The organism is Actinophytocola glycyrrhizae (assembly GCF_042653545.1).
GTDB classification, from domain to species: Bacteria; Actinomycetota; Actinomycetes; order Mycobacteriales; family Pseudonocardiaceae; genus Actinophytocola; species Actinophytocola glycyrrhizae.
The window spans coordinates 23,466-38,461 of sequence record NZ_JBHSIS010000035.1; the positions used below are offsets into that span (position 1 = coordinate 23,466).

At 66.1% G+C, this 14,996-nt stretch carries 20 protein-coding genes; 7 read left to right on the plus strand and 13 right to left on the minus strand.

Going from position 1 to position 14,996, the window contains the following annotated elements:
• Positions 1–15 precede the first annotated feature (15 nt).
• From ACFPCV_RS38735 to ACFPCV_RS38745, 3 genes are all read right to left on the minus strand, one after another.
• The gene (locus ACFPCV_RS38735) at positions 16–1,119 is read right to left on the minus strand and encodes a radical SAM protein (RefSeq protein ID WP_378062561.1); all 1,104 of its coding nucleotides are present in this window, start codon (positions 1,117–1,119) and stop codon (positions 16–18) included.
• Between the two features lie 63 nt (positions 1,120–1,182).
• Positions 1,183–1,527 (minus strand): hypothetical protein, encoded by a 345-nt coding sequence (locus ACFPCV_RS38740; protein ID WP_378062563.1) that lies wholly within the window; start codon positions 1,525–1,527, stop codon positions 1,183–1,185.
• A gap of 121 nt (positions 1,528–1,648) precedes the next feature.
• Entirely contained in the window at positions 1,649–1,870 is a 222-nt protein-coding gene (locus ACFPCV_RS38745; RefSeq protein ID WP_378062565.1) for a hypothetical protein, read from the minus strand.
• Positions 1,871–2,301: 431 nt separating this feature from the next.
• On the opposite strand from ACFPCV_RS38745, the gene ACFPCV_RS38750 reads away from it, so the two are divergent.
• Complete coding sequence (locus tag ACFPCV_RS38750; protein WP_378062567.1) at positions 2,302–3,621, plus strand: XRE family transcriptional regulator; 1,320 nt, start codon at positions 2,302–2,304, stop codon at positions 3,619–3,621.
• Entirely contained in the window at positions 3,618–4,520 is a 903-nt protein-coding gene (locus ACFPCV_RS38755) for a phosphotransferase family protein (protein WP_378062569.1), read from the plus strand. The genes ACFPCV_RS38750 and ACFPCV_RS38755 overlap by 4 nt, the downstream gene beginning before the upstream one ends.
• A gap of 36 nt (positions 4,521–4,556) precedes the next feature.
• Here ACFPCV_RS38755 and ACFPCV_RS38760 read toward each other — a convergent pair whose 3' ends face one another.
• Positions 4,557–5,918 (minus strand): restriction system modified-DNA reader domain-containing protein, encoded by a 1,362-nt coding sequence (locus ACFPCV_RS38760; protein ID WP_378062571.1) that lies wholly within the window; start codon positions 5,916–5,918, stop codon positions 4,557–4,559.
• Positions 5,897–6,535 (minus strand): MBL fold metallo-hydrolase, encoded by a 639-nt coding sequence (locus ACFPCV_RS38765; protein WP_378062572.1) that lies wholly within the window; start codon positions 6,533–6,535, stop codon positions 5,897–5,899. Before ACFPCV_RS38765 ends, ACFPCV_RS38760 begins: the two co-directional genes overlap by 22 nt.
• A gap of 117 nt (positions 6,536–6,652) precedes the next feature.
• On the opposite strand from ACFPCV_RS38765, the gene ACFPCV_RS38770 reads away from it, so the two are divergent.
• Positions 6,653–7,063: a hypothetical protein gene (locus tag ACFPCV_RS38770; RefSeq protein ID WP_378062574.1), complete on the plus strand. Its 411-nt coding sequence runs from the start codon at positions 6,653–6,655 to the stop codon at positions 7,061–7,063.
• Positions 7,064–7,287: 224 nt separating this feature from the next.
• Here ACFPCV_RS38770 and ACFPCV_RS38775 read toward each other — a convergent pair whose 3' ends face one another.
• Positions 7,288–7,593: a hypothetical protein gene (locus tag ACFPCV_RS38775; protein WP_378062576.1), complete on the minus strand. Its 306-nt coding sequence runs from the start codon at positions 7,591–7,593 to the stop codon at positions 7,288–7,290.
• A gap of 171 nt (positions 7,594–7,764) precedes the next feature.
• Here ACFPCV_RS38775 and ACFPCV_RS38780 point away from each other — a divergent pair, with 171 nt between their 5' ends.
• A complete protein-coding gene (locus ACFPCV_RS38780) occupies positions 7,765–8,199 on the plus strand; it encodes a VOC family protein (protein ID WP_378062578.1) in 435 nt (144 codons plus the stop codon).
• Positions 8,200–8,258: 59 nt separating this feature from the next.
• Here ACFPCV_RS38780 and ACFPCV_RS38785 read toward each other — a convergent pair whose 3' ends face one another.
• The 6 genes from ACFPCV_RS38785 to ureA all read right to left on the minus strand — a co-directional run bounded on the left by ACFPCV_RS38785 (position 8,259) and on the right by ureA (position 12,951).
• Positions 8,259–8,864, minus strand: coding sequence for an urease accessory protein UreD (locus ACFPCV_RS38785; protein ID WP_378062580.1), 606 nt, complete (start codon positions 8,862–8,864; stop codon positions 8,259–8,261).
• Between the two features lie 138 nt (positions 8,865–9,002).
• Positions 9,003–9,671, minus strand: coding sequence for an urease accessory protein UreG (gene ureG, locus ACFPCV_RS38790; RefSeq protein WP_378062582.1), 669 nt, complete (start codon positions 9,669–9,671; stop codon positions 9,003–9,005).
• Positions 9,672–9,735: 64 nt separating this feature from the next.
• Positions 9,736–10,434 carry an urease accessory protein UreF gene (locus ACFPCV_RS38795; RefSeq protein ID WP_378062584.1) on the minus strand — a complete coding sequence of 233 codons (699 nt, stop codon included), beginning with the start codon at positions 10,432–10,434 and terminating at the stop codon, positions 9,736–9,738.
• Entirely contained in the window at positions 10,434–12,182 is a 1,749-nt protein-coding gene (locus ACFPCV_RS38800) for an urease subunit alpha (RefSeq protein ID WP_378062586.1), read from the minus strand. The genes ACFPCV_RS38795 and ACFPCV_RS38800 overlap by 1 nt, the downstream gene beginning before the upstream one ends.
• Entirely contained in the window at positions 12,179–12,547 is a 369-nt protein-coding gene (locus tag ACFPCV_RS38805) for an urease subunit beta (RefSeq protein ID WP_378062594.1), read from the minus strand. Before ACFPCV_RS38805 ends, ACFPCV_RS38800 begins: the two co-directional genes overlap by 4 nt.
• Before the next feature lie 68 nt (positions 12,548–12,615).
• Positions 12,616–12,951 carry an urease subunit gamma gene (gene ureA, locus ACFPCV_RS38810; protein WP_378062587.1) on the minus strand — a complete coding sequence of 112 codons (336 nt, stop codon included), beginning with the start codon at positions 12,949–12,951 and terminating at the stop codon, positions 12,616–12,618.
• A 572-nt stretch (positions 12,952–13,523) separates the two neighbouring features.
• Between ureA and ACFPCV_RS38815 the strand changes: the two genes are divergently transcribed.
• The 3 genes from ACFPCV_RS38815 to ACFPCV_RS38825 are packed head-to-tail and all read left to right on the plus strand — an operon-like array spanning position 13,524 to position 14,656.
• Positions 13,524–13,973 (plus strand): hypothetical protein, encoded by a 450-nt coding sequence (locus ACFPCV_RS38815; protein WP_378062589.1) that lies wholly within the window; start codon positions 13,524–13,526, stop codon positions 13,971–13,973.
• Positions 13,974–13,994: 21 nt separating this feature from the next.
• Positions 13,995–14,273 carry a 1-acyl-sn-glycerol-3-phosphate acyltransferase gene (locus ACFPCV_RS38820; RefSeq protein ID WP_378062596.1) on the plus strand — a complete coding sequence of 93 codons (279 nt, stop codon included), beginning with the start codon at positions 13,995–13,997 and terminating at the stop codon, positions 14,271–14,273.
• Between the two features lie 38 nt (positions 14,274–14,311).
• Complete coding sequence (locus ACFPCV_RS38825) at positions 14,312–14,656, plus strand: lysophospholipid acyltransferase family protein (RefSeq protein WP_378062590.1); 345 nt, start codon at positions 14,312–14,314, stop codon at positions 14,654–14,656.
• 5 nt (positions 14,657–14,661) lie between these two features.
• On the opposite strand, the gene ACFPCV_RS38830 is transcribed toward ACFPCV_RS38825, so the two are convergent.
• Positions 14,662–14,922: a hypothetical protein gene (locus ACFPCV_RS38830; protein WP_378062591.1), complete on the minus strand. Its 261-nt coding sequence runs from the start codon at positions 14,920–14,922 to the stop codon at positions 14,662–14,664.
• Positions 14,923–14,996 lie beyond the last annotated feature (74 nt).

Here is a 14,996-nt window from a genome sequence, read left to right on the forward strand (position 1 = left end):
TCTCGAACTCGATGGTCAGGACCCGTGTTGGCAGTAGGCGGACAGCGGCGCCTTGGCCTTCCGGTAGAGCGTGACCAGCGGCATGCACGTGCCGCAGGTGCCTTGCAGCTGGCAGCCGGTGCAGCCGCCCTGGCGCAGCAGGAGCCCGTCGGCGATGCCACCCAGTCGGGTCAGCCCGTCGACGCCTTCGTCCATGAGCGGGATCTGCGGGTCGCGGCCGACCTTGCAGATGCTGGCCATGCCATGCGGGTCTACGTGGAAGAACGTGTGTCCGGCGGAGCAGCCGGTGAAGGGCTTGCGCTTGCGCAGGTACTCCTGCGACTGCGCGGGCAGCGACTCGGCGCCGCCGTAGATCGTCGGCGACATGTTCGAGAACACGTGGTAGGGCAGGTCGAACTGCTCGGCCAGCGCCTTCATCGCGTCCAACTCGTGGGCGTTGGTGTTGGTGACGATCAGGTTCAGGTTCATCGGCAGGCTGGCTTCGTTCGCGGCCCTCATGCCCTTCATGAACTTGTCGAACGAGCCCCGGCGGCGGGTCAGCCCGTCGTAGCTGTCGGCGGTCGCGCCGTAGACGCTGATAGTCAGCCGGTACGGACGCAGCGTGGTCAGCAACTCGAGGATCATGGGGTTGTGCAGCCGGGAGCCGTTCGAGGAGATCGAGAGCATCATGCCCAGTTCGAACGCCAGCCGGTACACATCGAGGAACAGCTTGTCGATCAGCGGTTCGCCACCCGTGAGCTGCAACCACAGCACCCCGGCATCGCGCATGATGTGCAGCAGCCGTTCGCGGTTCTCCCAGGACAGGCCCTCGAACTTCTTCAACCCCAGGTAGCAGTGCTCACAGTCGTAGTTGCAGCCCAGGTTCAGCTCGTAGGATGCCCGGCCGTACCCGAACGGTGAGACCGAGCGCACAAGCACGGCCTGGTCGACTCGCCGGTCGGTCAGGTCCAGGTCGGGCCAGCGTCGCTGTACCGCGTCTACCAGCCATGTCGGGCACGACTCGCTGGCGGCCCGTTCCAACTCGCGATGCCTGTGTGAGCCGATCTTGATCCCACTTGAGCTGCCGGGTCGCAGCAGAAGGTAGTCATCAAGGAACTGGCTGGCGATCAGGTCATGCACGGCACACTCCTTTCACCGCGTGGCTTGGGTTGCCAGGCGTATGCGTTGCCATCCAGGGCGGCATCAGATGTCCCGCTCAGGCCCGGGTATCTCGGGAAGCTCGTCGACAGGCGCGTCAGGAGTGCCCGGTGCAGGGAGGCGCTGCATCAGCTGCGCCATGTCGGCAGCCGACCCCCGTTCCCGATGAACAGCCCGGCCGTGGTGGTTGTCGCGCTGGCCGTAGGCAAGTTCGTCGGTCAGGACGACGAGTGTGTCGATGGAGCCGTCATCCCAGGCGCGTACCGCCGTGTCCATGATCGGTGTGCTGGTGCGCTTCCACTGGCTCGGATCGAGCTCGTGTAGATACGGCGGCAGCTCGGCAACCGGAGAACCATCCGAACTGTTCATCTCGGGCGTGGCGTGGTCCATGGGTCAGATGTCTCCGTAGTCGTGGAGTTGGAGCCTGTGTCCAGTTCCGTCAGCTCTGTCGGTTCGCCGGGACGGAGGTCGTGCCAGAGCTCGGTGAAGATCGGGTTCGGATCTGCCGCGTTCACGCTGCATGTCTCCCTCCGAGTGGAGGCAGGCCGTGTGAGGTCGGCGCCGACAACCGGGCGTGACGGCTCGCCAGCTCACGCTGCACGGCGGCGATCGCCTTCTGACGCTTGACTCGTTCGGACAGCCAGTCCCGGACGAGCGCCACAGCTCCGATCACGAGCAGTACAGCCCAGCACACGAGACCGATGCCGATCAGCACATGCTCTACGACCGCCATCACACCAACCTCCTAGCCGTCGTCGGTGGGAAGCCGGACCGGCGTGGGAGCCGCGGGAGGTCGTGCGGACGAGGCCGCTCGGAACCGCGCCGGTCCGGCTGGCTTGCCATAGCGGAGCGCACGGAGTCGCATGGTCGCTTTCGCGGGTCCATGTGATCGGTGCGAACACCGTTCGGATACACCTCGATGTGGTGGGCCGGAAGCCCGCACATCCCGCACGGAACGCCGTGCTGCGCGAACACGAGGACGGCTGGGCTTCCTGCGACGGTGACCATGCATCAACCCTGCGCTACCGGGCAGGATCCGCGGAATGGCCGGTAGCGGGGTTGTCAAGGGGAAGATTGAGGGAAGTTTGCCGGGATGCGAGAGGTAACCGGCTCGACTACTCAGTGTGCGACGATGCCAGGGATGGACCGCTGAGGGAGTCAATCGTGGTCGAACCGAACAAGCTTCTGCGGAGTGCTCGCGAGCGCACGGAGTCACCTCGCTCGCCGGGACAACCGATGTCTCGTGCTGAGCTTGCTGAGCAGGTCAACGCCTGGATCTACGACAACACCGAGCGGCGCCGTGTCGTCGTGCTGGACGCGAACTACGTCGGCAAGCTGGAGCGTGGCCTCGTCAAGTGGCCGCAGGATGACTACCGCGCGGCGCTACGCGCCGTGTTGGGAGCGCGGACGGACACCGATCTCGGTTTCCGACGCCCGACACGCTCGCTCGCTACCGTCGCGAACGTGGATCGAAAGGACTTCCTGCGCGCAGCACTCGGTGTGACCGTCGGGGCCGCGGCGCGCCCTCTCGTCGACCTGCTCAAGACACACGAGCCGGTGCCTGTGCCCTCGTTTGTCGGCCCGACAGAGATCCAGGGGATTCGCCAGACAGCCCTGGTATTCGGCACGTGGGACCACACCTACGGCGGCGGACTGGTTCGAGAGGCCGTCGCGGCACAGCTGCGATACTCCGCGCAGCTACTGAATGCGCGATGCGCCGAGCGTCATCGCAACGACCTCTATAGTGCGGTCGGCTACCTCGGACACACCGCCGGATTCATGGCATTCGACGCCTACGCGCACGATGACGCCCGGAGCATGTTCCAGTTCGCGCTCGCCTGTGCGGAAGAAGCTACCGATTGGCATCTTCGCGCAAAGATCCTGTCGTCGATGGCGCGGCAAGCGATTTGGTGTGGCGATCCGGATGATGGCCTGACGTTGGTGGAGTTGGCGATGGTGCGCGCCGATCGCCTCACGCCGACCGAGCGGGCGATGCTGCTGTCCGCCCGTGCTCGCGCTCTGGCCAAGCTCCGGAGAACACAGGAAACCCTCACGACCATCGGAATGGCGGACGAGGAGTTCAGCCACGCCGAGCCGGCGAATGACCCGGATTGGATGCGGTACTACGACACCGCCCAACACCGCGGCGACACGGGCCACGCTCTGTGGGACATCGCAATGACCGGCAAGTTCGTCTCGGAAGCGACCGAACGTCTTGCGCAGGCCGTGGCTGGCCACACCGACGCTTACGCCCGATCACGGGCCATCTCTGGAATCAAGCTCGCTTCGCTGACGATGGCGGCCGGCGACCCCGACGAGGCGGGGGCCATCGGACAGCGCGCACTCACCTCGGCGGGCAAGATCCGATCCCGGCGAGCTGCCGACGACCTGCGCCAACTGCGCTCTCTCGCAGCACCCCATGATCGAATTGACGAGGTGGCGGCGCTGTGCCACGCGATTGGCGAGCGAGTGGCAAACGCATGACAAGCACGAGTGCTGCGGATGTCGAATCTCGTCACGCGATGCAGGTTGCCTGCCAAATGGTCGGGCTTGACTCTCGTCAGGCTGAGCTGATCCGGTTGGGTGAGAACGCGATCTACCGACTGCCGGGCCAAGTCGTGATCCGTGTTGGACGCCGAGGCCAGTTCGCCTCGGCAGTCAAGGAGGTCAACGTCGCACGATGGCTGGAGTCGGTTGGCGTACCGGCTGTTCAGGTGGTCCCCGACGTCGATCAACCTGTCGATGTCGAGGACCGCCCCGTGACCTTCTGGCGCGAGTTACCACCACACGAGCCCGGCACACCATCTCAGGTCGCTCGGGCGCTAAGGCGTCTGCACGCCGTCCCTCGGCCAGCCGCATTCGACCTCCCGCCGATCGCGCCCTTCGTGCGGCTCGAGGAACGTATCCGTAGCGCAACTGCCCTGTCTGACGAGGATCGCGCGTGGATGCGGGCGCATCTTGAGGAACTTCAAGAACGTTATGCGCGCATTCCCGCCGGGTTAGCGCACTGCGTCGTGCACGGTGATGCATGGGTGGGGAACGTCGTGTCCACATCTGACGACCGAACCGTATTCCTGGATCTCGAACGTGCTGCGATTGGGCCGCCGGAATGGGACCTGACCCATACGGCAATCAAGCACAGCTCGTTCGCATGGATCACCGCAGAGCAATACGGCCAGTTCTGCGAGATCTACGGTCACGACGTGACCGAATGGAGCGGATTCAGGCTATTGCGGGACATCCGGGAGTTCCGCATGGCCTGCATGGCTGTCCAGATCGCCTCCGCAGATGAAGCGTACTGCGAACAAGCCGCTCACCGGCTGGCTTGCGTCCGCGGTCGGCTTGGTGCTCGTCCTTGGCCCGGCTGGCACGCGGTCCCGTAGGGAATACAACGTGAAGTGGTTGCGCCGTGGCTCTATCTAGCAGCCCGGTACGTTCAGCCGGATCATGCGCAGGAAATTGCGAAGCATGTCAACAGTGTTCGCGGGGATGTCTTCGGGGTTGAAGTGCATGATGTCATTGCGGACCTCACGGATCATTCCCAACCTTTGGCAGAACGAAACGCGGTCCAGCTTGGTGCCGATCTGTGCCCACGCGTCTGGGTTTTGCAGGGCGCGCTCGTAGTCGCCCATCGTCAACTGGTCGAAGGACTTGATCTCGCGAGACCCTGACGCGTCGCACAGCTTGACCACATCTGCGAGGTCGATGTGCTTGCTTACGATGTGCCTGAGCAGTTGGTCCAGTTCGCCGATCAAGAAGAACGGCGTCGCCATGTCGCCGTATGCGTGCGCCAGGTCTGCGGCGGTCACGATCCCATTGATTTCGTTGCGTTCGTTGCGAACAAAGACGAATCCGACGCTTTGCAGGACGCCCAGTACATCTACCAGTTCTTGGTCATAGGGGATCTCTGGTGCGTCGATCAGGCAATCCTGCAATGTGGCGTCGGCGCTATTGTGCCTCGCTATGGCGATCGACTTCCAGGTCACCGCCCCGATCAACTTGCGCTTGTTGGCTGCCATCACGGCCAGTTGGGAGAAGTCGTCGATCTGCATCTGGGTGATCGCCTGTTCGACGGAGCCTTCCGGCGGCACGAAGACCACGCCGTTCAGCGCTGACAGCAGGTTACCGACCTTGAGTCCGATCTGCGGTGGGTCGCCGTCGTCCGGCTCGGGAGTGGATGCCGTGTGCATCTTGAGTACTTGTTCGTCCGACGACTTCGGTGGCTGTTCTTCGTCTAGTGCGAAAAATCGCACCGTCGTGTCGAGAGTGACGTCGCGGAAATGTGGAAATGTGGTCAGATCATGACTCGTCAGGTCTTTTTCGATTCGACGAGTTATGCGGGTTCCGCGAGTGTGTGCATTCCAGTGGCGTAGCAATTCGCGAACTGTGATCGAGACCGTGTCGCCTGCTCGTACCTGACCTTTGGTCTCCTGTAGAAACTCTGATGCCGTGGTCAATTCGGTGACGCCTGCTTCGACGTCCCGTAGTTCATTCCGAAGGGAGGCCAGTGTGCGATTTGAGTCAGTTCGCCACACGATCCAGCCATTCACCTGGATGTTGGCTACGGCCCTGGCTGCGTCTGACGGCGTGTCGTATTCACTGCCATCCGGTAGAACGATGGCGCCGGCTGACGACACTGTAGCGACGTGTTCTTCCCCAGACCTGGGTCGAATGAACCGCAGTCGGTCTCCTGCGGTGACCAGATTCGCTGTCAGCAGATCTCGGACACTCACGCGCCGATTGGCCGGGTCGTGCGGGCTCACCACCCGCGGGCCCGCCATTCGTCGAGCTTCGGGCGCTCCTCGCCGAGCGTGGAGTCATCGCCGTGACCGGGGTAGAACCATGTGTCATCAGGCAGTTTGCCGAAGACGCGCGACTCCAGGTCGTTCATCAGGCTGGTGAAGTTCTCAGGTTTTGTTGTCCGCCCTGGACCGCCTGGGAAGAGCGAGTCACCGGTGAACAGGTGGGGGTGTCCGCCCGGGTCGTCGTACAGCAGAGCGACACTGCCGGGAGTGTGACCCGTCAACCGGATCACCGTCAGGTCGATCTCCCCGCAGGAGACGACATCGCCGTCGTGGAGCGGCACGTCCGTCGGCACGGTGATGCCCGGTATGTCGGGCTCGCCCGCATGGGTGCGTGCCCCGGTCGCCGCCACCACCTGGGGGAGCGCGTTCTGCCAGTGGTCCCAGTGCTGGTGCGTGGTCACCACCGAGTCGAGCCGGCCACCGCACATCTCCAGCAGTCGCTCCGGCTCACTCGCGGCGTCGATCATCAGCTGCTCGTCCGTCGCACGGCACCGCAGCAGATAGCAGTTGTTGTCTCCCGGGCCTACCGAGAGCTGCTCGATGACAACGTCACGAAGTTCCAGAACCGCCGGTCTTTCCTGCCGTTCGCCCATTCGACGAGCATACTGAACCCTTATCACCTGCTGTCTGTCTTTTGGTGAGCGTATTCAGCAGCACCGCTATGCGTGCCCAGCCGCGAGTCATTTCACCGAGATCGGAGGCACCTGACCGTGACAGACGACGCGAAGCAGGACGGCTTACCCATCGCGCTACGCGTGACGATAGGTGTTCTGCTGGTCGGTGCCATGCTCGTCGTGATCGGGGCGTTGACGTTGCCGCGCTTGATGTTTCCCGAGGACCGCCCCGCCGCCGAGCCCATCCTGGCAACAGAGGCGAACGCCGGAGCCCTCGCCGAGCGACTCACGTTCTCGATGTCCGACCAGGAGATCACCGAGACCGTTCTACAGCAACCAGGCGCGGTGTTCGTTGAGCTCCGCCACGACGCCGAAATCACCCGAGTGCTCGTGTCAGTACCCGACTCCATAGTCGAGCCGAGAACACACACGTGCTACCAGTTCACCCTGCTCCAGCACAAAGACGTCGCTTACGAAGAAGCACCCGGCTGCCCGGACGTGTCGTAGCCGTGACGTATCCGGCCAACGTCCGCCTGGCGAATTCCCCTGTTGCCCAGCACCGCAGGGCGCGGCGCAGGTGCTCTGCGCAGTGCAGGAAAGAGGTCGCGCGTACGTTCGCAGGGCGTGGGTGACCGCGGTGCGGACGTCAGCAACGACCGGCACGACGGCGAGCATGATCCGTCACCCCGGGGGCGAGTTGGGTCAGTGCCATGGCGACAGCGAACGCGATCTCACAGGCAGTAGCGCCCGGTCACGTCGAGTCCTTCTCGCCCGGCGATCTGCGTTGCGTTCACCCACGAGCAGAAGCGTGCGGCTCCGGGCGGGGCATCGGTGAACCTGCCGTTCTGGTGGCTGCCGACAGGGCCCTCACAGCCGTGGGCGAAGGCGAACGGGCCTTGCAGGCCCGGGAACACCGGGCTCACGAAGTCACACGTGTAGGACACGCTCTCGGCTTGGGCCGCGCCGGGCGCGCCGACTACGACGCCCACCGCGATCCCCGCCGAAGCGACCAACGACTTGTGCCACGACCATCCCATGGCACCTCACGTTCCTCGTGCCGAGCACCGGGCGGCACCGCCAACCGGTGGACCGCGCAGGGCAGGCTCAAGCCCGGCCTGACCGCCTCGCGCGGAGCTGAGCGCACACACGCCGGGCTTCGCCGGTGAGTCGCCAGGCCTGGAACCATCCGGACTCCCTAGGCTGCGGGCATGAGCCTTCTGCGGATGGACAACGTCGGCGTGGTTGTCGAAGACCTCGAGGCTGCTGTGGCGTTCTTCCTCGAACTCGGTATGGAGTTGGAGGGCAAGGGGCAAGTCGAGGGTCGCTGGGTGGACAGCGTCATCGGTCTCGACGATGTCCGAGTGGACGTGGCAATGGTCCGGACCCCGGACGGCCACAACAAGCTGGAGCTGTCCAGGTTCCGCAACCCTTCGGCGATCAGCACCGGGCCGAGCGGCCCGGCGAACGCGTTGGGTGTCCGCCGTCTCATGTTCGCCGTGGACGACATCGAGGACACGCTTGCGCGTCTGCGGACCCATGGCGCCGAACTGATCGGTGAGCTGACGCGGCTCGACGGCTGGCTGATGTGCTACCTCCGCGGCCCCGAGGGCATCATCGTGGCACTGACCGAGCAGACCAGCTGAAGCGTTCGAGCAGGTCACGCACCTTCCGCAGCCGCCACTGGTGGATCACCATCCGGGACTCAGCGAGCAACTGCACAGGTTGCGTCGGCGAGGCGGTCGGTGGCGGTGGCCGGGTCGTCGGCCAGGGCGGTGGCCAGGGCGCCGTTGCCTGCGAGCGGGGTGAGTGACCACCACGGTCCGGTCGATGGGGTCACCGGGTCCTTGTTGCCGACGAGCAGTTCGGTGGCCAGGACCTTCGCGCCGGCGAGGTAGCTGGGGCTGGCCAGCAGTCTGCGGTCGGTGAGGTCGAGGCTTTGGCGCAACAGCGGTGAGTCGGACAGGACGACGTGGGTCGCGGTGGTGAGCCGGCCGGGGTCCTCGGCGTGCCGGCCCAGGACCAGCATCTCCCGGCACCGCAGTCGGCTGCCGGTGGCGATGTCGGCGCGTAGTTCGGTGTGGTGGTCGGCGCCGGCGCAGACGATCGTCTCGTCCGGCAGATAGTCGAGGATCCCGTCCGGTTCGACCTCGATGTGCACGGCCGAACGGCTGCGTTCCCCTCTCGGGCCGGGTAACGCCAGCGTGGCACCCGTGCCGATCAGCCGAAGATGTGCGCCGGCGCCCACCCGCACTCGAAGGTCCAGCTGGTCACCACCGAGCGGCCCGGCCGCCGAGGCGACCAACCGCACGGTGACGCTTCCGTCCCTGCTCGGCACCGCCGACGGGCGCGGGATCAACCGTGTCGGTGACTCGGAACGCAGCTCCCGGACGGCAGTGCGCCCGTCCGGGGACCGCTCGACACCTACGATCGCGATCGACCGCACTGCTCAGACGCCCAGTGGGATCGCGAGCTGCTCCCTTACCCAGCCGGCGACATTCGGGGCGTTCGGGGTGTGGGTCAGTGACTGGGTGATCACAGGCCGGTCGCCGCGCACCCGATGCGCGTCGGAGACCATCACGGTCATGTCGGCGCCGACCTGGTCGGCCAGGTCCACCTTGTTGATCACCAGAAGGTCGGCGGTGGTGACACCCGGACCGCCCTTGCGCGGCACCTTGTCCCCGCCCGCCACGTCGACGACGAAGATCTGCCGGTCGGCCAGCCCTCGGCTGAACACCGCGGTCAGGTTGTCCCCGCCGCTCTCCACGATCACCAGTTCCAACCCGGGGTGGCGTTCCTCGAGCCGGTCCACGGCGTCCAGGTTGGCGGTGATGTCGTCGCGGATCGCGGTGTGCGGGCAGGCGCCTGTCTGCACCGCCTCGATCCGGTCCGGGTCCAGGACGCCGGCGGCGCGGAGGAAGTCGGCGTCCTCTGTGGTGTAGATGTCGTTGGTGACGACCGCCAGGTTCACCGTGCCGCCAAGCGCCCGGCACAGCGCGGCGGTGAGCGCGGTCTTGCCGCTGCCGACCGGTCCGCCGATGCCGAGCCGGAACGGCCGACCGTGCACTTCCGCCTGCGTGTAGGGGTCCGGTTCGGTCGCGGTGGGGTCGAAGTTCACCGGATGCCGATGGCCGTGACCATGGCCGTGATCGTGGCCGTTTCCGTTGTGCGGTGTGGGGTTGTCAGGAAGCAAAGAGACGCACCTCTTCTCGGTGATGGCGATCGTGTGCTTCGGCGAGCAGGTCGAGCGCGGGGGAGCCAGGCGCGGGCAGATCCGAGGGCGGGAGGTGGGCGGTCGCCGCTGCGGCGTCGGCGATGTCGTCGAGGTCGGCGGTCAGCTCGACCAGGACCGCGTTGACCGCGAACGGATCGAGGCCGAGCAACCGGACCGCCGCCGACGAGGGTCCGCTGACCGACTGGTAGCCGGCCACCAGCGCCGCCTCCCACACCCCCGCGCCTGATGCGGCGGTCAGCACGCCGAGGACGATCGGGTGATGCGGTCGTCCGGTCGCGGCCAGCAGGTCGGTCAATGCCGGTGCCTGCCACGCTGCCCTGCCTGCGCGGATCAGGCCCCGTCCCTGCGCGCGCGACGCCTCGCGTTGCGCCGGTGACGGGGTGCGGGCGTCGAGTTCGCCGTCCAGTGCCAGCCAGTCCGCGCGGTGCCCGGCAGCGGCGGCGTGCGCGGCAGCGGCGGCGAACACCGCGGCGACCGCGCCCGCCGACCGCAGGCGGCCGAACAGGAACTCCCGCAGCTGACCGACATCGCTGACCAGTCCGCTGGCCGCTGCCTCTTCCACACCACCCGAATGCACGTGGCCTCCGTTGGGGAACCGGGCGTCGGCGAGGGCGAGCACCGCGAGTCCACTGTGGAATCCTGTCATCAGAACAGGTAGTACCGTTGGGCCATCGGGACCGTCCTGACCGGGTCCTCGGTGACACGTTCGCCGTCAATGGTGACCTGGAAGGTGTCCGCGTCGACCTCGATCGTCGGGGTCGCCGTGTTCATCTCCATCTGCTTCTTGGTGACGTCCCGCGTCCGTTCGATCGCCACGAGGTCGGTGGTGACCCCCAGTTCCTGCAGGGTGGTTCGCAAGGCGGGCGTGTCGGCGTCGGGCGCGACGAAGAACGCGCTGCTGGCCGCCGCGCTGCGTGGCTGTGACCCGAACATGGGTCGCCCGATGTAGGGCTGCGGGGTCGGGATCGCCGCGTTCGCGTCGCCCATTCCGGCCCAGGCGGCGAACCCGCCCTTGAGCACGATGTGTGGCCGCACACCGAAGAACTTCGGGTCCCACAACACCAGATCGGCCATCTTGTTCACCTCGACCGAGCCGACGTGCCTGTTGATGCCGTGCGCGATCGCCGGGTTGATCGTGTATTTCGCGACGTACCGGCGGGCGCGGAGGTTGTCCGCCTTGCCGGCGTTCTCCCGATCCGGCCGCTTGGCCTTCATCACGTGCGCGGTCTGCCAGGTGCGGGACACGACCTCGCCGATGCGGCCCATCGCCTGCGCGTCCGAGCTCATGATGGAGATGGCGCCCATGTCCTGCAACACGTCCTCAGCGGCGATCGTGCCTTCCCGGATCCGGCTCGCCGCGAACGCCATGTCCTCGTCCAGCGCCTTGTTCAGGTGGTGGCAGACGATGACCATGTCCAGGTGTTCGTCTTTGGTGTTGACCGTGTGCGGGCGGGTCGGGTTGGTCGAGGACGGCAGCACGTTCGGCAGGCCGGCCACCTTGATGATGTCCGGGGCGTGTCCGCCGCCCGCTCCCTCCGCGTGGAACACCGCGATGGATCTGCCGTTGATCGCGTCCCGGGTCGACTCGTAGAAGCCCGCCTCGTTCAGCGTGTCAGCGTGCAGCGCGACCTGAATCCCGGTCTCCTCGGCGACCCGCAACGCCGAGTCCAGCGCGGCCGGCGTCGCGCCCCAGTCCTCGTGGATCTTCAGGCCACCGGCACCGGCGTCGATCTGCTCGCGCAGCGCGTCCGGGTTGGTGGAGCAACCGTTGCCCAGGAACAGGACATTGACCGGCATGGTGTCGAACGACTGCATCATCCGGTGGAGGTTCCACCTGCCCGCGGTGACCGTGGTGGCCTTGCTGCCTTCCCCTGGTCCGGCGCCGCCGCCGATCAACGTCGTCAGTCCGGACGCGAGCGCCGTCTCGGCCGACTGCGGGCAGATGAAGTGCACATGGCAGTCGACCCCGCCCGCGGTGACGATCTTGCCGTTGCCGGCGATGACCTCCGTGGACGGTCCGATCACCAGGCCCGGGCCGACCGCCGGGTCGATGGCCGGGTTGCCGGCCGTGCCGATCCCGGCGATTCTGCCGTCCCGGATCCCGATGTCGGCTTTCACCACACCCCAGTAGTCCAGGATGACGGCACCGGTGATCACCACATCGGCCGTGTTGCCATCGGCACGGGTGTGGTTCGACAGACCCATCGACTCGCGGATCACCTTGCCGCCCCCGAAGACGACCTCGTTCCCCGATCCGGCCGCCCCCTGGCTGAGATCCTCGGTGACCTCGATGAACAGGTCGGTGTCGGCCAGCCGGATCTGGTCTCCGGTGGTCGGGCCGAACAGGTCGATGTAGGTGTCGCGCGGGATGGACACCGGCTTCGGGCTGCTCACTGAACGGGCCCCTCGCCTTTCACGCCGTACTGATGCGGGATCGGCTCGTGGGAGCGGTTGTCCAGGTCACCCGCGTACTCCGGACGCAGGCCGGGAACGTCCCGGTCCCCACCCATCCGCACCAGTTCCGTCGGTCCGTACCGGCGCGGCTCGAACCGCTTCGCCGTTCCCGCGGGAATGTTCAGCCGATATCCCCAGGCCGCTTCCCGGTCGAACTCCAGTGCCGAGTTGACGGCAGCGAAGTGGTAGTGCGAGCCGACCTGGACCGGTCGATCTCCCGTGTTGTCCACCCTGACCGATATCAGGTCAGCGTCAGGATTGAGCGGAATGTCGCCAGTTCCCGGCCGGATCTCTCCTGGTTTCATTCTTGGACGACTCCTCGTTTCCCTCGGAACAAGCGCAAGCGAAATGCCAGTGATATTTTCGACGGGTGCTAGGTCCTGCCGCATGGGGCGGGTAGTCCGGGCATGTGGATCGGGCTCTCCGCGACAACCAACTTCGTCCCGTCGGGGAAAGTGGCCTCGACATGGACCTCGTGCACCATGTCCGCCACCCCGTCCATCACCTGGCCGGTACGGAGCACACCGCGCGCGGTCTGCATCAACGTCGCGACGGACCGCCCGTCCCGCGCACCCTCCAGGATGTGCTGCGTGATCAGCGCGACCGCTTCCGGATAGTTCAACAACACGCCGCGCGCCAACCGTTCCTCGGCCAGTTTCGCCGCGACATAAATCATCAGTTTATCGCGCTCGTGAGGAGCCAGATGCATGTCTCGAAACTAACATACGCACAGAGTCGCAAGCTCGATCTTTCGCCCGAAAGGTGACCGTGGCCGACACGACTGTCCAGCGTTATCACGGTGCGCGACCGGCCTCCTGGTTTCTCTTTCATATATTGACACCATTGTCGTAACAACGGCACCAAAGTGGCCGCCATGACCACCGACGACGACATCCGCGGAGGACACCGAACACATGCGACCCGAGTTGCTGGCGCGGGCCACCGCTACGGCCACCTGTGGTCGACATGGTGCGCTGCGCCTCCGGCCCTCGACGTCTCGGCACCCGTTCAGCGGACGGCCGGGCATCGGCATGCTGCCCATCACACGATCAACGGCATGACAGGACGTTGCGGGGTGGAGTGTTCACCTTGAATCTCAGTCGGCGGTCTCGACCACGGCGCCGCTGAACACCGTGCACTCTTCGGCGGTAGAGCGCGCTCGACCAGCCGCTGGGACGCGGTGGTGTCGGCAGTCAGATCACTGAGATCGCAGGGAGGGAAGCGCTCACCCGAGGCGGAAACGGGACGACGTGGCGTCGTCCGGTCTGCGATCCTGGAGCGATGACGATGTTCGTCTGCGGTAGTTGCGGGGCGGTGAAGACCGCCGACCTATCCGAGGTCGCGTTCCCTGAAGATGCGGCAGTCCACGACGAGCAGGCGGAGGCTGAGCCGCGCGTGCGGAAAGGCACATTCGCACTGGACGCCGAGCCGTTCGGGCCGCCGTTCGAGCCATTGCCCGACGACCCTCGGGTTCTGGTGTCGGCCGGGCCTCGGGCGACCATCCTCGTCCATCCGGACGATGTCCTGGATCTGCGCCGCCATCCGGATCCGCGCCGACTCAACGGCTGCTGCCGACTCGACGGGCTCGACGGTCCGAACCTGGTCTGCGGTAGCTGTGGCGCTGAGATCGCCACCGAGCAGTCGGACTGCTGGGTCAACTGGCACGATCTCCGTCTGCAGCCGCACGCGGTCACGGCAGTCGAGAAGCATCAGGGAAGCAAGGCGCGCTGAACGAGCGGCCCGCACATCCCCATCGACCTTGTCGGCCATCCGGCACGCCACGGCCCGGCGATCATCGTGGCCAACCACAACAGCCATGTCGACGCGGTGGCACTGATCTCGCTGTTCCCCAGCGGTGTCGTCGGCAAGGTCCGCCCGGTGGCCGCCGCCGACTACTTCCTGCGTAACCGCGTGCTGTCCTGGTTCAGCCGTCGCTGCCTCGGCATCCTGCCGTTCGACCGGCACTGCCTCGGCGACGGTGGCGATCCGCTGGTCGGCTGCGTGGCGGCACTGGACGCGGCGAGATCCTGATCCTCTTTCCGGAGGGATCGCGCGGCGAGCCGGAACGGTTGCAACGGTTCAAGAAGGGGATTTGCCACCTGGCGCGCCGCAGGCCGTCGGTGCCGATCGTGCCGGTCTACCTGCACGGCTGCGGGCGAGTGCTGCCGAAGGGCGCCGTGCTACCGGCCCCATTGCGGTGCACGGCTTTCGTCGGGACACCGGTGACCGGTCCAGCCGAGGACGCGACACGGTTCGTCGACGAACTCGAAGCAACGGTGACCCAGCTCGTCGATGGCACGCCCCTTTCCGGAATGGCGATGAGCGAACCAACGCCGACGACCGCCACGGCCTACAGGCGCGGTTTCCCCGCCAGGGAGCTTCCGTCACTCGCCGGCTCGTCGCTTGTCGGCTGAGACGGTCAGTCGGTGAACTGGGTCCGCACGGCCCGCCACTGCTCCCAGCACCGTTCCGGGTCGAGGTCGGGATAGCCGCGCCGTTCCGCCGTCGCCTCGGCCAGCGACCTCGGCAAGCGGATGCAGGTCGCCCCGTCACGGATGTCGAGGACCTCCTCCTCCGTGAGGGGACCGCCCTTCGAGCGCTCCGCGGCCAGCAGCACCGCGACCAAGGGCGGCGAGAAGTCGATGACGAGGTCGTCCTCCCCAGCCCTGTCCACGTCCATGCCCGGATGCTAGTGTCCTGCGCCGGAAATTCGCCTTGTAAGTCTAGTGTGGGGTTATGACACGGACTGGGCGA

Excerpts from the sequence above, each read along its gene's own strand:
- ACFPCV_RS38740 (WP_378062563.1), bottom strand. The coding sequence starts at position 1,527 with ATGGACCACGCCACGCCCGAGATGAACAGTTCGGATGGTTCTCCGGTT.
- ACFPCV_RS38745 (WP_378062565.1), bottom strand. The coding sequence starts at position 1,870 with ATGGCGGTCGTAGAGCATGTGCTGATCGGCATCGGTCTCGTGTGCTGG.
- ACFPCV_RS38755 (WP_378062569.1), top strand. The coding sequence starts at position 3,618 with ATGACAAGCACGAGTGCTGCGGATGTCGAATCTCGTCACGCGATGCAG.
- ACFPCV_RS38760 (WP_378062571.1), bottom strand. The coding sequence starts at position 5,918 with ATGGCGGGCCCGCGGGTGGTGAGCCCGCACGACCCGGCCAATCGGCGC.
- ACFPCV_RS38765 (WP_378062572.1), bottom strand. The coding sequence starts at position 6,535 with ATGGGCGAACGGCAGGAAAGACCGGCGGTTCTGGAACTTCGTGACGTT.
- ACFPCV_RS38775 (WP_378062576.1), bottom strand. The coding sequence starts at position 7,593 with ATGGGATGGTCGTGGCACAAGTCGTTGGTCGCTTCGGCGGGGATCGCG.
- ACFPCV_RS38780 (WP_378062578.1), top strand. The coding sequence starts at position 7,765 with ATGAGCCTTCTGCGGATGGACAACGTCGGCGTGGTTGTCGAAGACCTC.
- ACFPCV_RS38795 (WP_378062584.1), bottom strand. The coding sequence starts at position 10,434 with ATGACAGGATTCCACAGTGGACTCGCGGTGCTCGCCCTCGCCGACGCC.
- ACFPCV_RS38805 (WP_378062594.1), bottom strand. The coding sequence starts at position 12,547 with ATGAAACCAGGAGAGATCCGGCCGGGAACTGGCGACATTCCGCTCAAT.
- ureA (WP_378062587.1), bottom strand. The coding sequence starts at position 12,951 with ATGCATCTGGCTCCTCACGAGCGCGATAAACTGATGATTTATGTCGCG.
- ACFPCV_RS38815 (WP_378062589.1), top strand. The coding sequence starts at position 13,524 with ATGACGATGTTCGTCTGCGGTAGTTGCGGGGCGGTGAAGACCGCCGAC.
- ACFPCV_RS38830 (WP_378062591.1), bottom strand. The coding sequence starts at position 14,922 with ATGGACGTGGACAGGGCTGGGGAGGACGACCTCGTCATCGACTTCTCG.